Origin of the sequence: Nocardia sp. NPDC056064 (genome assembly GCF_042266925.1) — a bacterium.
Taxonomy (GTDB): Bacteria; Actinomycetota; Actinomycetes; order Mycobacteriales; family Mycobacteriaceae; genus Nocardia.
The window spans coordinates 484743-503979 of the sequence record NZ_JBHJWO010000002.1 but is presented as its reverse complement, the minus strand read 5'-3'; the positions used below and the strand labels follow the sequence as shown (position 1 = coordinate 503979).

Sequence of the window (19237 nt, the reverse complement as noted above, 5' to 3'; positions counted from 1 at the left end):
GCCGTTTCGTACCCGGCGCACCCTCGCTGACGCCCCGACTCGACAAGGTCGACATGTTCTCTCGAATCCTGGTAGCCAACCGTGGCGAGATCGCCATTCGCGCCTTCCGCGCCGCCTACGAACTCGGCGCGAGCACCGCCGCGGTGTTCCCGTACGAGGACCGCAATTCCCCGCACCGGCACAAGGCCGATCAGTCGTATCAGATCGGCGTGGAGGGTCATCCGGTTCGCGCGTATCTGTCGATCGAGGCGATCATCGACGCGGCCAGATCCGCAGGCGCCGACGCCATCTACCCGGGGTACGGGTTCCTGTCGGAGAATCCCGAATTGGCGGCGGCATGCGCGCGCGAGGGCATCACCTTTGTGGGGCCCTCGGCCGAGGTACTGGAAATGGCGGGGAACAAGGCCACGGCCATCGCGGCGGCGAAGGCGGCCGGACTGCCGGTGCTGACCTCGAGTGAGCCGTCGGCGGATATCGAGGAATTGCTCACCGCTGCCGCCGAATTGGAGTATCCGATCTTCGTCAAGGCGGTCGCCGGGGGCGGTGGCCGCGGGATGCGCCGGGTGGCGGAACCCGAGCAGCTGCGGGAGGCGATCGAGGCCGCTTCGCGCGAGGCCGAGTCGGCCTTCGGCGATCCGACCGTGTTTCTCGAGCAGGCGGTGGTGAATCCGCGCCATATCGAAGTGCAGATCCTGGCCGATCGGTACGGCAATGTGATGCACCTGTTCGAGCGGGACTGCTCGTTGCAGCGGCGGCACCAGAAGGTGATCGAGCTCGCGCCCGCGCCGAATCTGGATCCGGCACTGCGGGAACGGATCTGCGCCGACGCGGTGGCGTTCGCGCGGCAGATCGGCTATGTGAACGCCGGCACGGTGGAGTTCCTGCTCGACGAACGCGGCAATCACGTGTTCATCGAGATGAATCCGCGCATCCAGGTGGAGCACACGGTGACCGAGGAGATCACCGATGTGGACCTGGTGCAGGCGCAATTGCGGATCGCGGCGGGGGAGTCCCTGGCCGAGCTGGGATTGAGCCAGGAGACGGTGACGATTCGCGGCGCCGCCCTGCAATGCCGGATCACCACCGAGGACCCGGCCAATGGTTTCCGACCCGACACTGGGCGGATCACCGCGTACCGGACGCCGGGCGGCGCGGGGGTGCGGCTCGACGGTGGCGCCACCGTGGGCGCGGAGATCGGGGCGCATTTCGATTCGCTGCTGGTGAAACTCACCTGCCGGGGCCAGGATTTCCCGGCGGCGGTCGCGCGGGCACAGCGGGCGGTGACCGAATTCCGCATTCGCGGCCTCGCGACGAATATCCCCTTCCTGCAAGCGGTCCTGGACGATCCGGATTTCCGGGCGGGGAAGGTGAACACCTCGTTCATCGACGCGCGCCCGGATCTGGTGACGCGGCGGGTGTCGGCGGACCGGGCGTCCAAGATTCTCGACTATCTGGCCGATGTGACGGTGAACAAGCCGCACGGTGAGCGGCCGACCACGGTGTACCCGCACGACAAACTGCCCGCCATCGACCTGACGCAGGCCCCGCCGGACGGATCGCGTCAGCGGCTGCTGGCGCTCGGACCCGAGGGTTTCGCCCGCGCCCTGCGGGAGCAGAAGGCACTCGCGGTCACCGACACGACATTCCGTGACGCCCACCAGTCGCTGCTTGCCACGCGGGTTCGTACCAGTGGGCTGCTCGGTGTAGCCGGGCACGTCGCGCGGCTGACTCCCGAACTGCTCTCGATCGAGGCGTGGGGTGGCGCGACCTACGATGTGGCGCTGCGGTTCCTGCACGAGGACCCGTGGGAGCGATTGGCCGCACTGCGCGAGGCGGTGCCCAATATCTGCTTGCAGATGTTGTTGCGCGGGCGGAATACGGTGGGGTACACGCCCTATCCGGAACAGGTCACGCGGGCATTCGTCTCCGAAGCCGCATCCACCGGTGTCGACATATTCCGGATCTTCGACGCGCTCAACAATGTGGAACAGATGCGGCCCGCCATCGCGGCTGTTCGCGAAACCGGCAGTGCTGTCGCGGAAGTCGCGTTGAGTTACACCGGTGATCTGCTCGATCCCAACGAGCAGCTCTACACCCTCGACTACTACCTCAAGCTCGCTGAGCAGATGGTGGACGCGGGTGCGCATGTGTTGGCGATCAAGGACATGGCCGGGCTCCTGCGGGCACCGTCGGCCGCCAAGCTCGTGACGGCACTGCGCAGCAACTTCGATCTGCCCGTGCACGTGCACACCCATGACACTCCGGGTGGGCAGCTCGCGACGTATCTGGCGGCGTGGCAGGCAGGTGCCGACGCCGTGGACGGTGCGTCGGCGGCCATGGCCGGGACGACCTCGCAGCCCGCCCTGTCGGCGATCGTCGCGGCCGCCGCCCACACCGAGCGCGACACCGGCCTGAATCTGCAGAACGTCTGCGACCTCGAGCCGTATTGGGAGGCGTTGCGGAAGGTGTACGCGCCGTTCGAGTCCGGGCTTCCGGCGCCGACCGGGCGCGTGTACACCCATGAGATTCCGGGTGGTCAGCTGTCGAACCTGCGTCAGCAGGCGATCGCTTTGGGGTTGGGTGACCGGTTCGAGGAAGTCGAGGCCAAGTACGCGGCAGCGGACCGGTTGTTGGGTCGCTTGATCAAGGTGACACCCTCGTCGAAGGTCGTCGGTGATCTGGCTCTGGCGCTGGTGGGTTCCGGTGTGGAGATCGAGGACTTCGCTGCTGATCCGGGTCGTTATGACATTCCGGATTCGGTGATCGGTTTTCTGCGTGGTGAGCTCGGTACCCCGGCTGGTGGCTGGCCGGAACCGTTCCGCAGCAAAGCGCTGGCCGGGCGCAGCGAACCCAAACCCGAAGTCGCGCTGACGGCCACCGATCGGGCCGGGCTCGACGGATCATCGGACGAACGCCGCGACACCCTCAACCGGCTGCTGTTCCCCGGCCCGACAGCCGAATTCCATGCTCACCGCGAGAAGTACGGCGACACCACGGGTCTGTCGGAGAACCAGTTCTTCTACGGTCTGCGCCGGGGCGAGGAGCATCGGGTGCAGCTCGAGAAGGGTGTCACCCTGCTCATCGGCTTGGAGGCGATCTCGGAGCCGGACGAGAAGGGCATGCGCACGGTCATGTGCATCATGAACGGGCAGTTGCGCCCGGTCGCGGTGCGTGACCGTTCGATCGCCTCGGAAGTTCCGGTCGCGGAGAAGGCCGACAAGAACAACCCCGGCCACCTCGCGGCCCCATTCGCCGGGGTTGTGACTCTCACTGTGGCCGAAGGAGATTCGGTCGCCGCCGGTGATTCGATCGGCACCATCGAAGCAATGAAGATGGAAGCGGCCATCACCGCGCCGCGCGCCGGTATCGTCGAACGGGTCGCCACGGCGAAGGTGCAGCAGGTCGAGGGCGGCGACCTACTCGTGGAATTGGGGGACGTCGATGACCGGTGATCGAGAGCCCGAGACGACCGGTGCGCCACCGGCATCCTTGCGCGCCCGCACCCGTTCGGTCGCGCAGCGCCTGCGCGACCACGGGGGCGGCCGCGTACCGTTCTCGGTCGAATTCAACCCGCCCCGCGACACCGCCGGGGAGGCCCGGTTGTGGCGCACGGTCCGCGAATTCGAGCGCATGCACCCGGCCTTCGTCTCCATGACCTACGGCGCGGGTGGCTCCACCAAGGACCGCACGGTACGCATCACCGGTGAACTGGCCACCGAGACCACGCTGCTGCCGGTCGCCCACCTCACCGCCGTCGGGCACAGCATCGCCGAGTTGCGCTCGCTGGTCGGCTCCTACGCCGACTCGGGCATCCGCAACCTGCTCGTGCTGCGCGGCGACCCGCCCGGTGACCCGCTGGGCGCCTGGCGCAAGCACCCCGCCGGCGTCGAATACGCCGAGGAACTGGTGCGCATCGTGCGCGACCTGGGCGACTTCCACGTCGGGGTGGCCTCGTTCCCGCAGGGCCACCACCGCTCACCCGACCTCGACCACGACACCCGGTTCCTGGCCGCGAAACTGCGTGCGGGCGCGGACTATTCGATCACCCAGATGTTCTTCGACGTAGAGCACTATCTGCGGCTGCGCGACCGGGTGGTGGCCATGGACCCGGTCGAGGGCGCCAAACCGATCATCCCCGAGCTCATGCCCATCACCTCGCTGCGCACGGTGCAGCGCGCCGAGGAACTCAGCGGCCGCGCCCTGCCCCGATCGGTGATGGCGCGGCTGGAGAAGGCCGCGGGCACCGGGCCCGAGGAGGACCGGGCCGCCGTGCGCGCCGAAGGCGTCCGGATCGCCACCGAGATCGCCCAGCGGCTCATCGACGAGGGCGCCCCCTGCCTGCACTTCATCACCCTCAACTTCGCCAAGGCCACCCGCGAGGTCCTCACCAACCTCGGCTACGCCACCCACACCACCACCTCGGCCGTGGCCTGACCACCGATCAGCACGCTCCGGCCACGGCCGGGTAATTCACTCGACGGGTGATCGCGGCGTTGTTAGCGTGGTCGGCATGCACTTGTTCTTCCTCTGAGATTCCAAGGCCGCTTCCGCCTCGGCGGACAGCCGACGGCCCTCTCTTCGATGTTCCGTCGCGCGCTCGGCGCGCGTCCATCGACCAGGGCACCCCCTCCGTTTGTGACGGAGGGTGCGGTGTGCCCGGAGGAAAACATGACCTCTCGAATTCGGCCTGCCCGTGCGCGGGCACAACTGACCTGCACCGATATCCATGTCCAGCGCGGTGACCACGTGGTGCTCGACGGCGTCGAGCTGACCGTCTCGCCCGGCGCGCGGTGGGCCGTCGTCGGCGAGAACGGGCGCGGCAAGTCCACACTGCTGCACGTGCTCGCCGGAGAACTCGCCCCCGACCAGGGCACCGTCGCCCGGGTGGGCACGCTGGCGCTGGCCACCCAGGAGATGCCCGACCACGACGAACGCACCGTCGGCGCCGTCGTCGACGAGCACCTCGCGGCTGCCCGCGCCGCCATGCGCGCACTCGACGAGGCGACCGAAGCCATGACCGAAGGCCGTCCGGGCGCCGACGAGGACTACAGCGCGGCGCTCGACCTCGCCCAGCTGCTCGACGCCTGGGACGCCGACCGCCGCGTCGACATCGCCCTGGCCGGTCTCGGCGCCGTCACCGACCGCGACCGGCCGCTGGCCACCCTCTCGGTGGGGCAGCGCTACCGGGTGCGGCTGGCGGTGTTGCTGGCCGCCGGTGACGATTTCCTGCTGCTGGACGAACCGACCAACCACCTCGACCGGGCCGCGCTCGACTTCCTCACCGATCAGCTGCGCGCCTTCGCGGGCGGAGTGGTCGTGGTGAGTCACGACCGCGCGCTGCTCACCGATGTCGCGCAGTCGTTCCTCGATCTCGACCCCACCCGCGACGGCAAGCCTCGCGTCTACGGGGGCGGCTACGCCGGATACCGGGACGGGCGCCGGGCCGAGCGGGCGCGCTGGGCCGAGGAATACGACCAGCAGCAGACCGAACGCGCCCGCCTGGCCGATGATCTCTCGGCGGCGCAGAACCGCTTGGTCAGCGGCTGGCGGCCGGACAAGGGCACCGGCAAGCACGCCCGCGCCACCCGCGCGGGCTCGGTGGCGCGCGCGGTGCACCGGCGCCAGGACGAGCTGGAACGGCATCGCGTCACCGCACCCACCCCGCCCCAGCGGTTCGGGATGCCCGAACTGCCCGCCCGGGCCGGGGTCACGCTGGTGCGCGCGGAGGACGTCACAGTGGCCGGGCGGTTGCCCGGACCGGTCGCACTGGCGCTGGACTCCGGCGACCGGCTCGTGATCAGCGGTGCCAACGGTGCGGGCAAATCCACGCTGCTCGGCGTGCTGAGCGGGATCGTCGCGCCGTCGACCGGTCTGTTCCACCGGGCGCGCAAGGCGCGAATCCACCTGCTGCGGCAGGAATCCCGGTGGCCGCTGCGGCGCCGGGCGCGCGAGGTGTACGAGACGCATCTCGCGGAGCTGGTCACCGCGGGGATGCTCGACGAGAGCGAACGGGTGGCGCTGAGCGCGCTCGGCCTGCTGACCGCGCACGAGGCGAACAAGCCGATCGGCGAGCTGTCCATGGGGCAGCAACGCCGCCTCGACCTCGCCTGCGCTCTGGCCGCCCGTCCCCATGCGCTGCTGCTCGACGAGCCGACCAATCACCTGTCCAGCACGCTGGTCGACGAACTCACCGAGGCGCTGCGGGTCACCGAGGCCGCGGTCGTCGTCGCCACCCACGACCGGCAGCTGCGGCGGGATCTGCGGGACTGGCCCCGGCTGGAACTGGGCGCCACCTCCGCCGCACGATGCTGATCGGCGGGTGAACGCACCGGCCCCGGATGTCCGGGGCCGGTGCGCGGTCAGCCCCGCGCGGCCAGCGCGTCCACCTCGAACAGCATGCCGGGCAGGGCGAGCGCGGCGACGCCGAGCAGGGTCTGGGCGGGCGGCCTGTCACCCCAGATCTCGGCGATCTGCTCGCCGAGGACGGTCAGCTTGTCGAGATCGTGGTCGACGATGAAGGTGCGCAGCTGGGCGACATCGGCGTAGTCGAGACCTGCCGAGCGCAGGGCGGTGCCGAGATTGGCGAACGCGCGCGCGACCTGTCCGGCGAAATCCTCGGTGGTGGTGTGGCCGTCGGCGTCGGAGTCGTACTGACCGGCGATCAGCACGAGCTCACCGGTCACCCTGGCGACGTGGCTGTAGCCGAATCCGGTCGGATCGTGCAGCTCGGCCGGGTTGCTGATGTGCACAGACATGGAACTCTCCTGATATCGATCGAATGGTCTCCCACGGGGGAGACGGAACACGCGGCCGGAGTGTGACAGGAGGGTCCGCCGGTGCGGCGCGAGCGGCGGCGACGATACTGGGCGCAGTGCTCCATCTGAACCCGATGCGGTAGGAGAGGAACTCACATGAGCGGCATCCGATCGGTCATGGCGGTGGTCGCCGCCGTCGGGGTCGGCGCCGGGGTATTCGGCGCGGCGCCCGCCACGGCGGCCGAGAAGCCCACCGTCGTCCTGGTGCACGGCGCCTTCGCCGACACCACCAGCTGGGACGGGGTCGCCGCGAACCTGCGCGCCGACGGCTATTCCGTGGTGGTCCCGGCCAACCCGCTGCGCGGCCCGGCCAACGACGCCGCGGCGATCGAGCAGGCCATCGCCGGGATCGACGGGCCGATCGTGCTGGTCGGGCACTCCTACGGGGGCACGGTGATCACCAATGTGGACGATCCCGATGTCACCGCCCTGGTCTACATCGCCGGGTTCGCGCCCGTCGAGGGCGAGCCCGCGCAGCTGGCACTGGACCCGATCCGGTTCCCCGGCAGCCGGTTGCTGCCGCCGGTCCTGCAGCTCACCGTCGTCGACGACAGTCACGGCGTGAACGGCAAGAACCTCGACGCGTATGTCGACCCCGGCTCGTTCCACGAGGTGTTCGCCGGTGACGTCAGCGATGCCACCGCCGCCGACATGATCGCCCACCAGCGCTCCATCGCCGTCGCGGCGAATATCGAACCCTCGGGCCCGGCGGCGTGGACGCGGCTGCCGAGCTGGTACCTGGTCTCCGGCGACGACCTGGTCATCCCGCCCGCCTCGCAGCGCTACATGGCCCAGCGCAGCGGCGCGCGGACCTCGGAGATCGCGGCCTCGCACGCGTCGCTGGTGTCCGAACCCGCGGCCGTCACCGCCGTCATCGAAACGGCCGCCGCGGGCTGAGTCAGCGCGCGGTGGCGGACAGCACCGTCGACATGGCCGCGCGCCAGTCGGCGAGCAGCTGGTCGCGGTGGTTGGTGCTGAGGATGGTGGTCAGGGCCAGGCCGCGGAAATAGGTGAGGGTCATCTCGAAGACGGTGTCGAAGTGCGCCGGGAGCGGGTCGGGGACCCGGCGCACGATCGACGCGCGGATGGTGGCGTGCAGATCGCGCTGATGACGCAGCAGGGCCGCGCGCAGGTCGGCGTCGGTGCGCGCCGCCACCCACAGTTCCAGCAGCGCGCCGAACAGGGGCGTGGCGAAACTGCGCCACAGCGCCGCCATCCAATCCGGTTCGCCCACAGGCTCTTCGGCGGTGCGCACCTCGATGATCTGCTGATCGGACAGGTGACGCACCGCGTCGACGAGCAGATACGCCTTGTTCGGGTACTGGTGCAGCAGCGCGCCGCGCGAGACGCCCGCCCTGGCCTGGATGGCGCCGATGCTGGTGGCGGCGTAACCGTCCTCGATCAGGCTGGCGACGGCGGCGGCGAGAATGCGCTCACGCGTGCTCTGGCTGCGTGCGGCGTCGCTGCGCCGCCGGCCTTCGGTAGGGGGAGCCATGCGGAGTATCTTGGCAGGTCTTGACGGCAGTACGATCGGACTGTTTCATTGCGGATATGACCGCCCCCACTGTCCTGGTCGAACGCGACGGCCCGCTGGTCCTCATCGGCATCAATCGTCCCGAGGCGCGCAATGCCGTCGACGGGCCCACCGCCGCCGCGCTCGCCGCGGCCTTCCGCGACTTCGACGCCGACCCCGACGCGGCGGTGGCCATCCTGTACGGCGTGGGGGAAACCTTCTGCGCGGGAGCCGATCTCAAGGCGATCGGCACCGAGCGCGGCAATGTCGCCGGGGTCGAGGGCGACGGCCCGATGGGCCCGACCAGGATGCGGCTGAGCAAGCCGGTCGTCGCCGCGATCTCCGGCTACGCCGTGGCCGGTGGGCTGGAACTGGCTGTCTGGGCCGACCTGCGGGTCGCCGACGAGGACGCGGTGCTCGGCGTGTTCTGCCGCCGCTGGGGTGTGCCGCTGATCGACGGCGGCACCGTGCGGCTGCCCCGGCTGATCGGGGAGAGCCACGCCATGGACCTGATCCTCACCGGCCGCCCCGTCGACGCCGCCGAAGCGCACCGGATCGGCCTGGTCAACCGCGTCGCCCCGCGCGGTCGGGCGCTGGCGGCGGCCCGCGACCTCGCCCTGGAACTCACCCGCTTCCCGCAGACCTGCCTGCGCCAGGACCGCCTGTCCATGCTCGAACAGGCGGGCCTCACCGAAAACGACGCCCTGGCCAATGAATTCGCGCGCGGCATGACCTCGCTGCAGTCCGACACCCTTGCCGGTGCCGCCCGCTTCACGGCGGGCGCGGGGCGTCACGGCGACTTCACCTCGGAACACCAAGCCTGATGACACCGGCGGGGTGATCACCTGTCGCGGCGGGAATCAGCCGAGCAGTTTCGCCTTCGCCGCGGCGAATTCCGCGTCCGAGAGCGCACCGGCATCGCGCAGCTGACTCAGTTTCGTCAGCTCGGCGACCACATCCGTGCCGCCCGCGGGTGGTGCCGGGGGCGGGGGAGGCGGCGGCGCGTAGGCCGGTTGCGGTGGGGGCGCCTGCTGTTCGGCGTAGGCCTGCTGTTCGGCGGCCCGGCGGCGGGCCCGGTTGTTGACCGCGTTGGAGGTGGCCTGCGCGGTTCCCGCGACGACCGCCGTGCGGGCCACCGTGCCCAGCAGTCCCGGCCGCCCGACGCGGCCCATCCGAAGTGGCATCTCGATTCCTCTCTAGGCGGTGGCCGCGGCGACGGCGGCCTCGACCGAGTCGCGCGGCACCTGGACGTGCAGGGCCACTTCCCCGTCGGCGCCGCGGACCGCGGCGGCCAGGCGGGTGGCCCAGGTCTCCTCGAACACCACCACCACGGCGGTGGATTCCGGTGCCATCGACGCGCGGACCACGGCGAGGTCCTCGTCGCTGACCAGGTCGATGTCGGCGGCGGTCAGGCCGGTCAGGCCCACCTGGTCGAGATCGTCGTCGATCTCGAGCTCGGTGACCGCGCCCGCGGCGTCCATCGACAGCACGATCAGATCGAGCAGCGTCACCGTGCCGTTGCCGACGACCTCGGCGAGCGCGTCGGTGACCGCCGCGTCGACGGTGGTGCCGGGAAAGGTCAGCACGACGAACTCGACCGGGCCGAGTACTGGAGTTGCTCCCATATCCGCATCGTGCGCGGGACGGGCCCGGCGCGCTTCACCCGAATCGGGTGAATCCTCCGCCCGAGTTCACCCGTCGCGGGTGAGGTGCGCGCCGCGACCACGACGAATACTGCGGAGGGGATCGTCTCGGCCACGGGCCGGACCGCACAGTCTTCGTCGCCAGGAAAGGGAACCGATGAGCGGCCAGAACAGCGCGACCGACAGTATCCGACAGGGCAACGACAGCCTGCTGACGCGGCTGCCGTTCGACGACAGCCAGGACTTCGCCGACGCCGAACGTGGATTCGTCGCCGCGCTGACACCGGGGATCGTGAAGAACGATGCGGGCGAGGTGGTCTGGGACAGCGACGGGTACGCCTTCCTCGACGAGGACTGCCCGCCCACGGTGAACCCGAGCCTGTGGCGTCAGTCGAAACTGTGCGCGCTGCAGGGGCTCTACGAGGTCACCGACGGCATCTACCAGATCCGCGGGCTCGATCTGTCGAACATGACCCTCGTCGAAGGCGAGACAGGCGTGATCGTCATCGACCCGCTCATCTCCGCCGAGACCGCCGCCGCCGGACTGGCCCTCTACCGCGAGCATCGTGGCGAACGACCGGTCACCGGTGTCATCTACTCGCACTCCCATATCGACCACTTCGGCGGCGTGAAGGGCGTGACCACCCAGGAGACGGTCGACGCGGGCAACTGCCCGATCATCGCGCCGGTCGGGTTCACCGAGCACGCCGTCGAGGAGAACGTCTACGCGGGCACGGCGATGGCCCGGCGCGCGGCCTACATGTACGGCGCCGCGCTGCCGCGTGGCCCGCTCGGCGCGGTCGGCGCGGGCCTGGGACCCACCACCTCGACCGGCACGCCGACACTGATCTCGCCGACCGTCTACATCGACCACACCGGCCAGACCGTCACCGTCGACGGCGTCCAGGTCGAGTTCCAGATGACCCCCGGCACCGAGGCCCCCTCGGAGATGAACTTCTACTTCCCCGCCCGCCGGGCCCTGTGCATGGCCGAGAACGCCACCCACACCCTGCACAACCTGCTGACGCTGCGCGGCGCGCTGGTGCGCGACCCGCACGTGTGGGCGAAGTACCTCACCGAGGCGATCAACCGCTACGCCGCGCGCGCCGATGTCGTGTTCGCCTCGCACCACTGGCCGACCTGGGGCACCGAGCGGCTCACCGAATTCCTCTCGGTGCAGCGCGATCTCTACGGCTACCTGCACGACCAGACCCTGCGCGCCCTCAACAAGGGCGCCACCGGCATCGAGATCGCCGAGGACATCCAGCTGCCACCCGCGATCGAGAACGCCTGGTCGACGCACGGCTACTACGGCTCGGTGAGTCACAATGTCAAGGCGATCTACCAGCGCTACATGGGCTGGTTCGACGGCAACCCCTCGACGCTGTGGCAGCACCCACCCACCGAGGGCGCGCGCCGTCACCTCGAGTACATGGGCGGTGCCGAGGAGGTGCTGGCCAAGGCGCGGAAGTCCTACGCCGAGGGCGACTTCCGCTGGGTCGCCCAGGTGCTGAACTACGTGATCTTCGCCGATCCGGGCAATGCCGAGGCCAAGGCGCTGCAGGCCGACACCCTCGAACAGCTCGGTTTCGGCGCCGAGAACGGCACCTGGCGCAACTTCTTCCTGATGGGCGCCTACGAGCTGCGCCACGGCAGCGTCGGAACGCCGACCGCCACCGCCGCGCCCGACATCATGGCCGAACTGTCGGTGGAGCAGGTCTTCGACGCCATCGCCCTGCGTATCGACGGGCCCAAGGCCTGGTCGGCCTCGATCGTGCTGGACTGGCGGATCACCGACACCTCTACCGTGCACCGCACCCAGCTCCGCAACGGTCTGCTGGTGCACTTCGACGTCGACGGTGAACTCCCGGAGCCCGACGCCACCTTCGCCCTCACGGCGGCGGACCTGCGCGCTGCCCTGCTGGGCGGCCAGGACCTGCGGCAGATGATCGCCGACGGCCGCGTGAAGGTCACCGGGGACGCGGGCAAGCTGGCCGAGCTGGTCGGCTATCTCGACGTCCCCGATCCGGATTTCGCCATCGTGACGCCCTGAGTCCGCTGCGCCGGGCCGGGCCGGCCCGGCCCGCGGCTGGCCGAAGGAGCTTGCGATGCGAAACCCCTTCGCGGGACAGCGCATGACGAAGGCCGACATCGGCGCCGGCGTCCCCGGCGCCATCGCGGGCGTGCCCGACGGCATGGCATCGGGTCTGCTCGCGGGTGTGAATCCGGTGCACGGGCTGTACGCGAGCATGGCGGGCCGGTTCTTCGGCGGGTTCGGGACGAGTACGCGGCTGATGGTCGTCACCACCACCAGCGCGTCGGCGCTGGCCGCGGGCTCCACGCTCACCGAGATCGCGCCCGAGGACCGCTCCGCCGCGCTGGTGCTGCTCACCCTGGTCGCCGGAATCGCCATGATCGTCGCGGCGGTGCTGCGGCTGGGCCGCTACACCCGGTTCGTCTCGCACTCGGTGATGACCGGGTTCCTGCTCGGCATCGCGGCCAATATCGTGCTCGGGCAGCTGCCGGTGCTGCTCGGGGCGCCGTCGGAGGGCTCGGTGGCGGCGCTGAAGGCGCTGCACGTGCTGACCCATCCCCGCGGGATCGACTGGCGTTCGGCGTTGGTCGGGGTCGCCGCGATCGTGCTGCTGGTGGTGCTGAGCCGGGGCCGGTTGCGCAGCGTCGCCTCGCTGGGTGCGCTGGTGGTGCCGACCGCGGTGGTCCTGGCGTTCGGGTGGGACGAGGTCGCCACCGTCGCCGACGCGGGCGCGATCCCGACCGGCGTCCCGCTGCCGCACCTGCCCGACCTGAGCGTGTTGTCGCCGTCGCTGCTGGCCGGTGCGCTGGCGGTGACCGTCATCGTGCTGGTGCAGGGTGCCGGTGTCGCCGAATCGGCACCCAACCCGGATGGTTCCCGGTCCCGGATCGACCGCGACTTCTGCGCGCAGGGCATCGGCAATATCGCGGCGGGACTGTTCCGTGGGATGCCGGTGGGCGGATCGCTGGGGCAGACGGCCATCAATGTCACCTCCGGCGCGCGCACCCGCTGGGGCTCGGTGTGGTCGGGGCTGTGGATCCTGGTGATCCTGGTGGCGCTGACCGGGCTGGTCGGCAAAGTCCCCATGCCGACGCTGGCCGCCATTCTCATCGTGGCCGCCGCGGGCGCGTTCGACATCGACCGGCTGGTGGCGATCTGGGGCAGCGGCTCGATCTCGCGCACCGCGCTCGGGGTCACCTTCGTCGCCACGCTGCTGCTGCCGGTGACCGCCGCGGTCGGGGTGGGCGTGGGGCTCTCGCTGCTGCTGCAACTCAATCAGGAAGCGATGGACCTGAAGGTGGTGCGGTTGCGGGTGGAGGGCGACCGGCTGGTCGAGGACACCCTGCCGAAACGGCTGTCCGACAACGAGATCGTCATCATGGATGTCTACGGCAGCCTCTTCTACGCCGGGGCGCGCACCCTGCAGACCCGGTTACCCGACCCGGCCGGGGCCCACGATCCCATCGTCATCCTGCGGCTGCGCGGGCGCACGAGCGTGAGCGCGACCTTCCTGCACGTGCTCGCCGACTACGCGCGCCGCCTCGACGAGGTGGGCGGGCGTCTCTACCTCAGCGGTGTCGACCCGCGCATTCGCGCCGTGTGGACCGATCAGCTGCTCGCCGGCCAGGGGGTCTCGATCGAGTTCTTCCCCGCGACCCACACCCTCGGCGAATCCACGCTGGCGGCCTACGCCGACGCCGAGATCCGGCTGCACGGACACGGAAGGGACTGACAATGGGCGGACTGCTGCTCCTGCTGGTACCGGAGATCGTCGGGCTGATGATCACCCCGGGCGCGGTGGTCGGCTGTGTGCTGTTGCTGCGGTCGAAGTTCCCGGTGCGCAACGCCTCGGCGTTCGGGGGCGGGTTCCTGGTCGTCTACCTGCTGGTCGCGCTGTCGGCGGTGCTCGGCGGCGCCTCCGATCCCGGCTCCACCCCCGCCGAGGTCTCCCACAGCGCGGGGCTGATGGTGGGGTTGCTGTTCCTGGCCGGTGGCTGCTGGGTGCTATTGCGCAAACCCGTCGCCCGCCGGACCGGCCGGCCGCGTCTGCTCACCGAACTCGAGACCGCGGGCCCGCGCAAGGCCTTCGCCATCGGCCTGGTCCTGGGCATCCTGAACCCGAATGTGTTCATCATGCTCTCGGGCATGAGCATCGTCTCCAGCGCGAGCGTCTCGATCGGGGCGTCGCTGGTCGCCACGCTCGTGCTGCTGATCGCGGCCGCGGCCGACTTCCTGATCCCGATCGGGGCGTATCTGATCGGCGGCGAGCGCACCGAACGTGGCCTGGTGGCGGTCGAGACCTGGATGCTGCGGCACAGCCGGGAACTGACGCTGGGCGTGCTGTTCGGATTCGGCGCCCTGTTCACGATCCGCGGTGCCGTCGCGCTGCTGGGCTGACGGCTCGACACGGAAAGGGTGCACACAGAACAGTCCCCGGTAGTCTCCATCGAATCCATGAATCGCAGTCGTCGCTGCGAATCCGGTACTCGACTGGCTTGCCGGGGGCCTGGGCCAGATCCTGAAAAACAATCACTCGATGGGCAAACGTCTCTGTCTACCGTGTGGTTCTCTTCCGGTGCTCTGGTGTATATCCAGTGTGCTCCGGATTTGCCAGGAGTCAATACCCTGACCGGACAAATCTCCGGAAAACGGCCAAACCCACCACACTGCACCCGGCGCCAGCGGCGACGACCGCATGCCAGCCCAGCTGAGACCACACCGCGGTACCGAACGCGGACCCGGCACTGATCCCCGCGAACCTGCTACCGAAGTACAGGGTGTTGAGTTTGCTGTGGTCGCGTGGGTCGGCGTGGAACAACGCGGCCTGGTTGACGACCTGGTTGGACCACAACCCCACATCGATCACGATCGCCGCGACCACCACCACCGGCCACGGCGGCGGTGCCGCGATGAGCAGCCAGCCCAGCAGCAACGCGGCCAGCACCGCGGTCTGCGTGCCACGCACCCCGTACCGGTCGGCGAGGCGCCCGGCGATCGGCGAGGCCGCCGCGCTCACCGCCGCGACGAGCCCGAACGCCCCCACCGCCGCGGGCCCGAACCCGAACGTGGCCTGCAGTTCGAAGGGAATCGTGTTCCAGAAGACGCCGAACGCGACCCCGATCACGGCACCGGACAGGCAGATCCCCGCCACCGATCGATCACGCAGCAGCCCCACCGTCGAGCGGAGCAACCGCGGATAACCTCCGGCCCACGCGGGTAGCGGACGTCGACGGCAAGCCCCGCACGAGCAGCACCATCACCGCGACCAGAATCCCCAGCGAACACCAGTACGCGCTGCGCCATCCACTCCACTCGGCCAGCGCCCCGGCATAGGCCCGCGAGCAGACGATTCCCAGCAGCAGCCCGGCCTGGAGGTACCCGACGATGCGCCCGCGCTCGGTATCCGGGCCGAGCAGCACCGCCAATGGGATGACGACCTGCGGGATCGGGGTGAACACCCCGAGCAGGAATCCCGCGACGATCAGCGCGGGTGTCGGTCTCGGCGCCGGTCGCGCCTACGGCAACTCGCGGCTTCGGATCGCCGGACCTCACGGACCGGGAGCTGGTGGGGGAGAGGTGGTTGTTACGCGCGGGGTGGGTCGGGGTGATCCACGCGCAACAGGATCTCCCTACGGTTCCGGATTGCCGTAAGTGCGGTGAGGTGGAAACGGCGGGCTCGCAGGGGTCGGGGCTGAGGAGGTCGGGTTTCGTGGCGGGTGACGGGCTTCGTGGGCGATCCGCAGCTACGCCACATAGACTGCTCGATGTGTCGAATCTGCGGATCAGCGAAGTAGCAACTCTGATGGGTGTCAGTGATGACACCGTCCGGCGGTACATCGACCTGGGCAAGCTCGCGGCGATCCAGCTCGACAACGGCCGCAAGGGCGTCGAGGGACGCGAACTCGCCGAATTCCTGCAGCGTGAGCGCGAGGCCGTGCCACCCGGTGCCGCCGTGGCCACCTCGGCGCGCAACCGGATGCAGGGCATCGTCACCCGGGTCGTCAAGGACACCGTCATGGCGCAGGTGGAGATGCAGGCGGGCCCGTTCCGGCTGGTGTCGCTGATGAGCCGCGAATCCGTCGACGAGCTCGGTCTCGAGGTCGGCAGTGTGGCCGTCGCTTCGGTGAAGTCCACGCACGTTGTTGTTGAAATCCCGGAAAGTTGATGAGGTAGAACATGATTCGCACACTTCGCGCGGCGGCGATCGCCGGTGTGATCGCCGTGGCCGCGGTCGGCTGTGGCAACGACACCGACGCGGCGCCCGCGGGTGATCAGGTCGGCGGCACCGTCACGGTGTTCGCCGCCGCCTCGCTCACCGAGACCTTCACCGAGCTGGGCAAGCAGTTCGAGGCCGCGCATCCCGGCACGAAGGTGGTGTTCAACTTCGGGGCCAGTTCGGCGCTGGCCGAGCAGATCAAGCAGGGCGCCCCGGCCGACGTGTTCGCCTCGGCGGCGCCGAAGAACATGCAGCAGGTGGTCGACGCGGGCGAGATCACCGCCGCGCCAGTGGTCTTCGTGCGCAACCGGCTCGAGATCGCCGTGCCCAAGGGCAATCCGAGCCAGATCACCGGCCTGACCGATTTCGCGAATCCCGACGAGAAGATCGCGCTGTGCGCCGAGCAGGTGCCGTGCGGCGCCGCGGCCAAGACCGTGTTCGAGGCCGCCGGGATCACCCCGCAGCCCGACACCCGCGAGTCCGATGTGAAGGCGGTGCTGACCAAGGTGACCCTCGGTGAGGTCGACGCCGCGCTGGTCTACCGCACCGATGTGCAGGCCGCGGGCGACAAGGTCGACGGGATCGACTTCCCCGAGTCCACCAAGGCGGTCAACGACTATCCGATCGCCCCGCTGGCCAAGGCGCCCAACAGCGCCGCCGCCGCGGCCTTCGTCGAGTTCATCGGCTCGGACAAGGCCCGCGCGGAGTTCGCCGAAGCCGGTTTCGACACCCCGTGACCGGCATCGCGCGGCGGCGGGCGGTCCGGGGTCGGCGACCGCTGATCCTGGTGCTGCCCGCCGTCTGCGCGCTGGCCTTCCTGATCCTGCCGATGATCGGGCTGCTGGTGCGGGCGCCGTGGCGCACCCTGCCGGAGCGGCTGATGAGCGCGGAGGTCGGGCAGGCGCTGCGACTGTCGCTGGTGTGCGCCACCTCGGCCACGGCGGTGTGTCTCGTGCTCGGCATCCCCCTGGCGTGGCTGCTGGCCCGCGGTGAGGTGCCGGGCCTGGGCATCGTGCGCGCCCTGGTGACGGTGCCGCTGGTGCTGCCACCGGTGGTCGGTGGTGTGGCGCTGCTGCTCGTCCTCGGCAGGCGCGGGCTGGTCGGCAGCTATCTCTACGACTGGTTCGGTTTCTCGCTGCCGTTCACCACCGCCGGGGTGATCGTGGCCGAGGCGTTCGTCGCGATGCCGTTCCTGGTCATCTCGGTGGAGGGCGCGCTGCGGGCGAGCGACCCGCGCTACGAGGAGGCCGCCGCGACCCTGGGCGCCTCGCGCTGGCTGACCTTCCGCCGCGTCACCCTGCCCGCGGTGATGCCCGGTGTCGTCGCCGGAGCCGTGCTCTGCTGGGCCAGGGCGCTGGGCGAATTCGGCGCCACCATCACCTTCGCCGGCAGCTTCCCCGGCACCACCACGACCATGCCGCTGGCGGTCTACCTCGCCCTGGAGACCGACCCCGCCGACGCGATCGTGCTGAGCCTGGTGCTGCTCGCGGTCTCGGTCGCCGTGCTGGCCGCCCTGCGCGACCGCTGGACTCGAGGACCGCTGTGAGCCTGGACGCCGAACTGCGTATCGCCCAGGGCGATTTCACCCTCGACCTCGCCTTCACCGTGGCACCGGGCGAGGTGGTCGCCCTGCTCGGCCCCAACGGCGCGGGCAAGACCACCGCGCTGCGCGCCCTGGCCGGGCTCACCCCCCTCACCGGTGGCCGCCTGCGGCTCGACGAGCGGATCTGGGATGAACCACCCGCCCGGTTCGTGCCCGCCGAGCACCGGTCGGCGGGTGTGGTCTTCCAGGACTATCTGCTCTTCGCGACCATGAGCGCCCTGGACAATGTGGCCTTCGGATTGCAGGCGCGCGGGATGCCGCGCAAGCTCGCCCGGCAGCGCGCGGCGGGCTGGCTGGAGCGGGTCGGTCTGGCTCAGCACGCTTCGGCCAAGCCGCGTTCGCTGTCGGGCGGACAGGCCCAGCGGGTCGCGCTGGCCCGAGCGCTGGCCACCGATCCCGCGCTGCTGCTGCTCGACGAGCCGCTGGCCGCCCTGGACGCCAGCACCCGCCTGCAGGTGCGCGCCGAACTCGGCCACCACCTCGCCGACTTCCCCGGCCACACCGTGCTGGTGACCCACGACCCGCTCGACGCCATGGTGCTGGCGGATCGGCTCGTCATCATCGAGAACGGCCGTGTCGTGCAGCAGGGCCCACCCGTCGAGGTGGCCCAGCGGCCCCGCACCGACTACGTGGCGAACCTGGTCGGCTTGAACCTGTATCGCGGTGTCGCCGAAGGTACTTCGGTGACGCTGGCCGGGGGCGGAACGCTCACGATCCCCGAATCCGCCACCGGCCCGGTCCATCTCGCGTTCCCGCCGAGCGCGGTCGCCCTGTACCCCGAACCGCCCGTGGGCAGTCCGCGCAACACCTGGGAGACCACCGTCGCCGGGGTCGAGCAGCACGCCCATCTGACCCGCATCCGCCTGGCGGGCAGCCCGGCGGTGCTCGCCGAGGTCACCCCCGCCACGGTCGCGGACCTGCGGGTGCAGAGCGGTATGCGGCTGTGGGCCTCGGTCAAGGCGACCGAGATCCGCACCTATCCGGCCTGAGCCGTCCCGCCCGGCGCGGCGGCCGCCAGCACGTACACCCACGCCTCGTCGCCGGACCGCAGCGGCAGCAGCACGCGGGTGTAATCGTCGACCTCGTAGGCGTCGGCGGCCGCCAGATCGTCGTCGCCGACCTCGAACGCCGTTCCCGGCACGCCCGCCGTCGGGTCCGCGGGCACCAGCACCGGGTGCACCGCCGACCCGCTGGTGGCGATCACCGCCGGATCGGTGATGGTCACCTCGGCCAGCGTGAACCCCGCGATCTCGGCGGCCCGCCCGCGCAGCAACCGCCCGAACACGGCCTGCTGGACCTCGGGTTGACGCAGGGTGCCGTAGGAGAACAACAAGGACTCGGTCATACCGGGGAATCGAACGCATCCGCGTCGCGCACCGCAAGGTGATCTATCCCTCATCGGCCTGTGCCGG

Annotated in this window: 19 protein-coding genes; 12 read left to right on the top strand and 7 right to left on the bottom strand. The window is 70.2% G+C overall.

Translation table 11 applies throughout. The annotated features are described in order from the left end of the window. Positions 1–53: 53 nt before the first annotated feature. The 3 genes from ACFC06_RS26205 (at position 54) to ACFC06_RS26195 (ending at position 6312) form a co-directional block, all read left to right on the top strand. Positions 54–3452 (top strand): pyruvate carboxylase, encoded by a 3399-nt coding sequence (locus tag ACFC06_RS26205; protein ID WP_375937042.1) that lies wholly within the window; start codon positions 54–56, stop codon positions 3450–3452. Continuing rightward, positions 3442–4434: a methylenetetrahydrofolate reductase gene (locus ACFC06_RS26200; RefSeq protein WP_375937039.1), complete on the top strand. Its 993-nt coding sequence runs from the start codon at positions 3442–3444 to the stop codon at positions 4432–4434. The genes ACFC06_RS26205 and ACFC06_RS26200 overlap by 11 nt, the downstream gene beginning before the upstream one ends. A gap of 234 nt (positions 4435–4668) precedes the next feature. After that, complete coding sequence (locus ACFC06_RS26195; RefSeq protein WP_375937036.1) at positions 4669–6312, top strand: ABC-F family ATP-binding cassette domain-containing protein; 1644 nt, start codon at positions 4669–4671, stop codon at positions 6310–6312. 47 nt (positions 6313–6359) lie between these two features. On the opposite strand, the gene ACFC06_RS26190 is transcribed toward ACFC06_RS26195, so the two are convergent. After that, positions 6360–6755, bottom strand: a complete 396-nt coding sequence (locus ACFC06_RS26190) for a RidA family protein (RefSeq protein ID WP_375937033.1) — start codon at positions 6753–6755, stop codon at positions 6360–6362. A gap of 156 nt (positions 6756–6911) precedes the next feature. Between ACFC06_RS26190 and ACFC06_RS26185 the strand changes: the two genes are divergently transcribed. Beyond that, on the top strand, positions 6912–7712 hold the full coding sequence (locus tag ACFC06_RS26185; RefSeq protein WP_375937030.1) for an alpha/beta fold hydrolase: 801 nt from the start codon (positions 6912–6914) through the stop codon (positions 7710–7712). A gap of 1 nt (position 7713) precedes the next feature. Here the strand turns inward: ACFC06_RS26185 and ACFC06_RS26180 are convergent, their stop codons facing one another. Then, the gene (locus ACFC06_RS26180; protein ID WP_375937027.1) at positions 7714–8310 is read right to left on the bottom strand and encodes a TetR/AcrR family transcriptional regulator; all 597 of its coding nucleotides are present in this window, start codon (positions 8308–8310) and stop codon (positions 7714–7716) included. A gap of 56 nt (positions 8311–8366) precedes the next feature. On the opposite strand from ACFC06_RS26180, the gene ACFC06_RS26175 reads away from it, so the two are divergent. Then, on the top strand, positions 8367–9152 hold the full coding sequence (locus ACFC06_RS26175; RefSeq protein ID WP_375937025.1) for a crotonase/enoyl-CoA hydratase family protein: 786 nt from the start codon (positions 8367–8369) through the stop codon (positions 9150–9152). Positions 9153–9188: 36 nt separating this feature from the next. On the opposite strand, the gene ACFC06_RS26170 is transcribed toward ACFC06_RS26175, so the two are convergent. Beyond that, on the bottom strand, positions 9189–9512 hold the full coding sequence (locus ACFC06_RS26170; protein ID WP_375937022.1) for an SHOCT domain-containing protein: 324 nt from the start codon (positions 9510–9512) through the stop codon (positions 9189–9191). A 12-nt stretch (positions 9513–9524) separates the two neighbouring features. Then, on the bottom strand, positions 9525–9953 hold the full coding sequence (locus ACFC06_RS26165; protein WP_375937019.1) for a DUF6325 family protein: 429 nt from the start codon (positions 9951–9953) through the stop codon (positions 9525–9527). A 175-nt stretch (positions 9954–10128) separates the two neighbouring features. On the opposite strand from ACFC06_RS26165, the gene ACFC06_RS26160 reads away from it, so the two are divergent. Genes ACFC06_RS26160 through ACFC06_RS26150 form a run of 3 tightly spaced genes read left to right on the top strand, consistent with a single transcriptional unit; the run spans position 10129 to position 14403 of the window. Next, the gene (locus ACFC06_RS26160; RefSeq protein WP_375937016.1) at positions 10129–12024 is read left to right on the top strand and encodes an alkyl/aryl-sulfatase; all 1896 of its coding nucleotides are present in this window, start codon (positions 10129–10131) and stop codon (positions 12022–12024) included. A gap of 55 nt (positions 12025–12079) precedes the next feature. Further along, the gene (locus ACFC06_RS26155; protein WP_375937013.1) at positions 12080–13738 is read left to right on the top strand and encodes a SulP family inorganic anion transporter; all 1659 of its coding nucleotides are present in this window, start codon (positions 12080–12082) and stop codon (positions 13736–13738) included. Positions 13739–13740: 2 nt separating this feature from the next. Beyond that, the gene (locus ACFC06_RS26150) at positions 13741–14403 is read left to right on the top strand and encodes a GAP family protein (RefSeq protein WP_375937010.1); all 663 of its coding nucleotides are present in this window, start codon (positions 13741–13743) and stop codon (positions 14401–14403) included. 220 nt (positions 14404–14623) lie between these two features. Here the strand turns inward: ACFC06_RS26150 and ACFC06_RS26145 are convergent, their stop codons facing one another. Both ACFC06_RS26145 and ACFC06_RS26140 read right to left on the bottom strand, forming a co-directional pair. Beyond that, on the bottom strand, positions 14624–15196 hold the full coding sequence (locus ACFC06_RS26145) for an MFS transporter (RefSeq protein WP_375937007.1): 573 nt from the start codon (positions 15194–15196) through the stop codon (positions 14624–14626). After that, complete coding sequence (locus tag ACFC06_RS26140) at positions 15165–15488, bottom strand: MFS transporter (protein WP_375937333.1); 324 nt, start codon at positions 15486–15488, stop codon at positions 15165–15167. Before ACFC06_RS26140 ends, ACFC06_RS26145 begins: the two co-directional genes overlap by 32 nt. Before the next feature lie 284 nt (positions 15489–15772). Between ACFC06_RS26140 and ACFC06_RS26135 the strand changes: the two genes are divergently transcribed. Genes ACFC06_RS26135 through ACFC06_RS26120 form a run of 4 tightly spaced genes read left to right on the top strand, consistent with a single transcriptional unit; the run spans position 15773 to position 18814 of the window. After that, positions 15773–16171 (top strand): TOBE domain-containing protein, encoded by a 399-nt coding sequence (locus ACFC06_RS26135; protein WP_336083579.1) that lies wholly within the window; start codon positions 15773–15775, stop codon positions 16169–16171. An 11-nt stretch (positions 16172–16182) separates the two neighbouring features. After that, complete coding sequence (gene modA, locus ACFC06_RS26130) at positions 16183–16959, top strand: molybdate ABC transporter substrate-binding protein (RefSeq protein WP_375937004.1); 777 nt, start codon at positions 16183–16185, stop codon at positions 16957–16959. After that, positions 16956–17768: a molybdate ABC transporter permease subunit gene (modB, locus tag ACFC06_RS26125; RefSeq protein ID WP_375937001.1), complete on the top strand. Its 813-nt coding sequence runs from the start codon at positions 16956–16958 to the stop codon at positions 17766–17768. Before modA ends, modB begins: the two co-directional genes overlap by 4 nt. Continuing rightward, positions 17765–18814 (top strand): ABC transporter ATP-binding protein, encoded by a 1050-nt coding sequence (locus ACFC06_RS26120; protein WP_375936998.1) that lies wholly within the window; start codon positions 17765–17767, stop codon positions 18812–18814. The genes modB and ACFC06_RS26120 overlap by 4 nt, the downstream gene beginning before the upstream one ends. Here ACFC06_RS26120 and ACFC06_RS26115 read toward each other — a convergent pair. Beyond that, positions 18802–19170 carry a gamma-glutamylcyclotransferase family protein gene (locus ACFC06_RS26115; protein ID WP_375936995.1) on the bottom strand — a complete coding sequence of 123 codons (369 nt, stop codon included), beginning with the start codon at positions 19168–19170 and terminating at the stop codon, positions 18802–18804. The genes ACFC06_RS26120 and ACFC06_RS26115 overlap by 13 nt on opposite strands. Positions 19171–19237: the final 67 nt, after the last annotated feature.

What these genes read in the sequence shown, in the direction of transcription:
- ACFC06_RS26185 (WP_375937030.1), top strand. Translation starts at nt 6,912, where the DNA reads ATGAGCGGCATCCGATCGGTCATGGCGGTGGTCGCCGCCGTCGGGGTC.
- ACFC06_RS26175 (WP_375937025.1), top strand. Translation starts at nt 8,367, where the DNA reads ATGACCGCCCCCACTGTCCTGGTCGAACGCGACGGCCCGCTGGTCCTC.
- modA (WP_375937004.1), top strand. Translation starts at nt 16,183, where the DNA reads ATGATTCGCACACTTCGCGCGGCGGCGATCGCCGGTGTGATCGCCGTG.
- ACFC06_RS26150 (WP_375937010.1), top strand. Translation starts at nt 13,741, where the DNA reads ATGGGCGGACTGCTGCTCCTGCTGGTACCGGAGATCGTCGGGCTGATG.
- ACFC06_RS26200 (WP_375937039.1), top strand. Translation starts at nt 3,442, where the DNA reads ATGACCGGTGATCGAGAGCCCGAGACGACCGGTGCGCCACCGGCATCC.
- ACFC06_RS26195 (WP_375937036.1), top strand. Translation starts at nt 4,669, where the DNA reads ATGACCTCTCGAATTCGGCCTGCCCGTGCGCGGGCACAACTGACCTGC.
- ACFC06_RS26115 (WP_375936995.1), bottom strand. Translation starts at nt 19,170, where the DNA reads ATGACCGAGTCCTTGTTGTTCTCCTACGGCACCCTGCGTCAACCCGAG.
- ACFC06_RS26180 (WP_375937027.1), bottom strand. Translation starts at nt 8,310, where the DNA reads ATGGCTCCCCCTACCGAAGGCCGGCGGCGCAGCGACGCCGCACGCAGC.
- ACFC06_RS26165 (WP_375937019.1), bottom strand. Translation starts at nt 9,953, where the DNA reads ATGGGAGCAACTCCAGTACTCGGCCCGGTCGAGTTCGTCGTGCTGACC.
- ACFC06_RS26160 (WP_375937016.1), top strand. Translation starts at nt 10,129, where the DNA reads ATGAGCGGCCAGAACAGCGCGACCGACAGTATCCGACAGGGCAACGAC.
- ACFC06_RS26155 (WP_375937013.1), top strand. Translation starts at nt 12,080, where the DNA reads ATGCGAAACCCCTTCGCGGGACAGCGCATGACGAAGGCCGACATCGGC.
- ACFC06_RS26205 (WP_375937042.1), top strand. Translation starts at nt 54, where the DNA reads ATGTTCTCTCGAATCCTGGTAGCCAACCGTGGCGAGATCGCCATTCGC.
- ACFC06_RS26170 (WP_375937022.1), bottom strand. Translation starts at nt 9,512, where the DNA reads ATGCCACTTCGGATGGGCCGCGTCGGGCGGCCGGGACTGCTGGGCACG.
- ACFC06_RS26190 (WP_375937033.1), bottom strand. Translation starts at nt 6,755, where the DNA reads ATGTCTGTGCACATCAGCAACCCGGCCGAGCTGCACGATCCGACCGGA.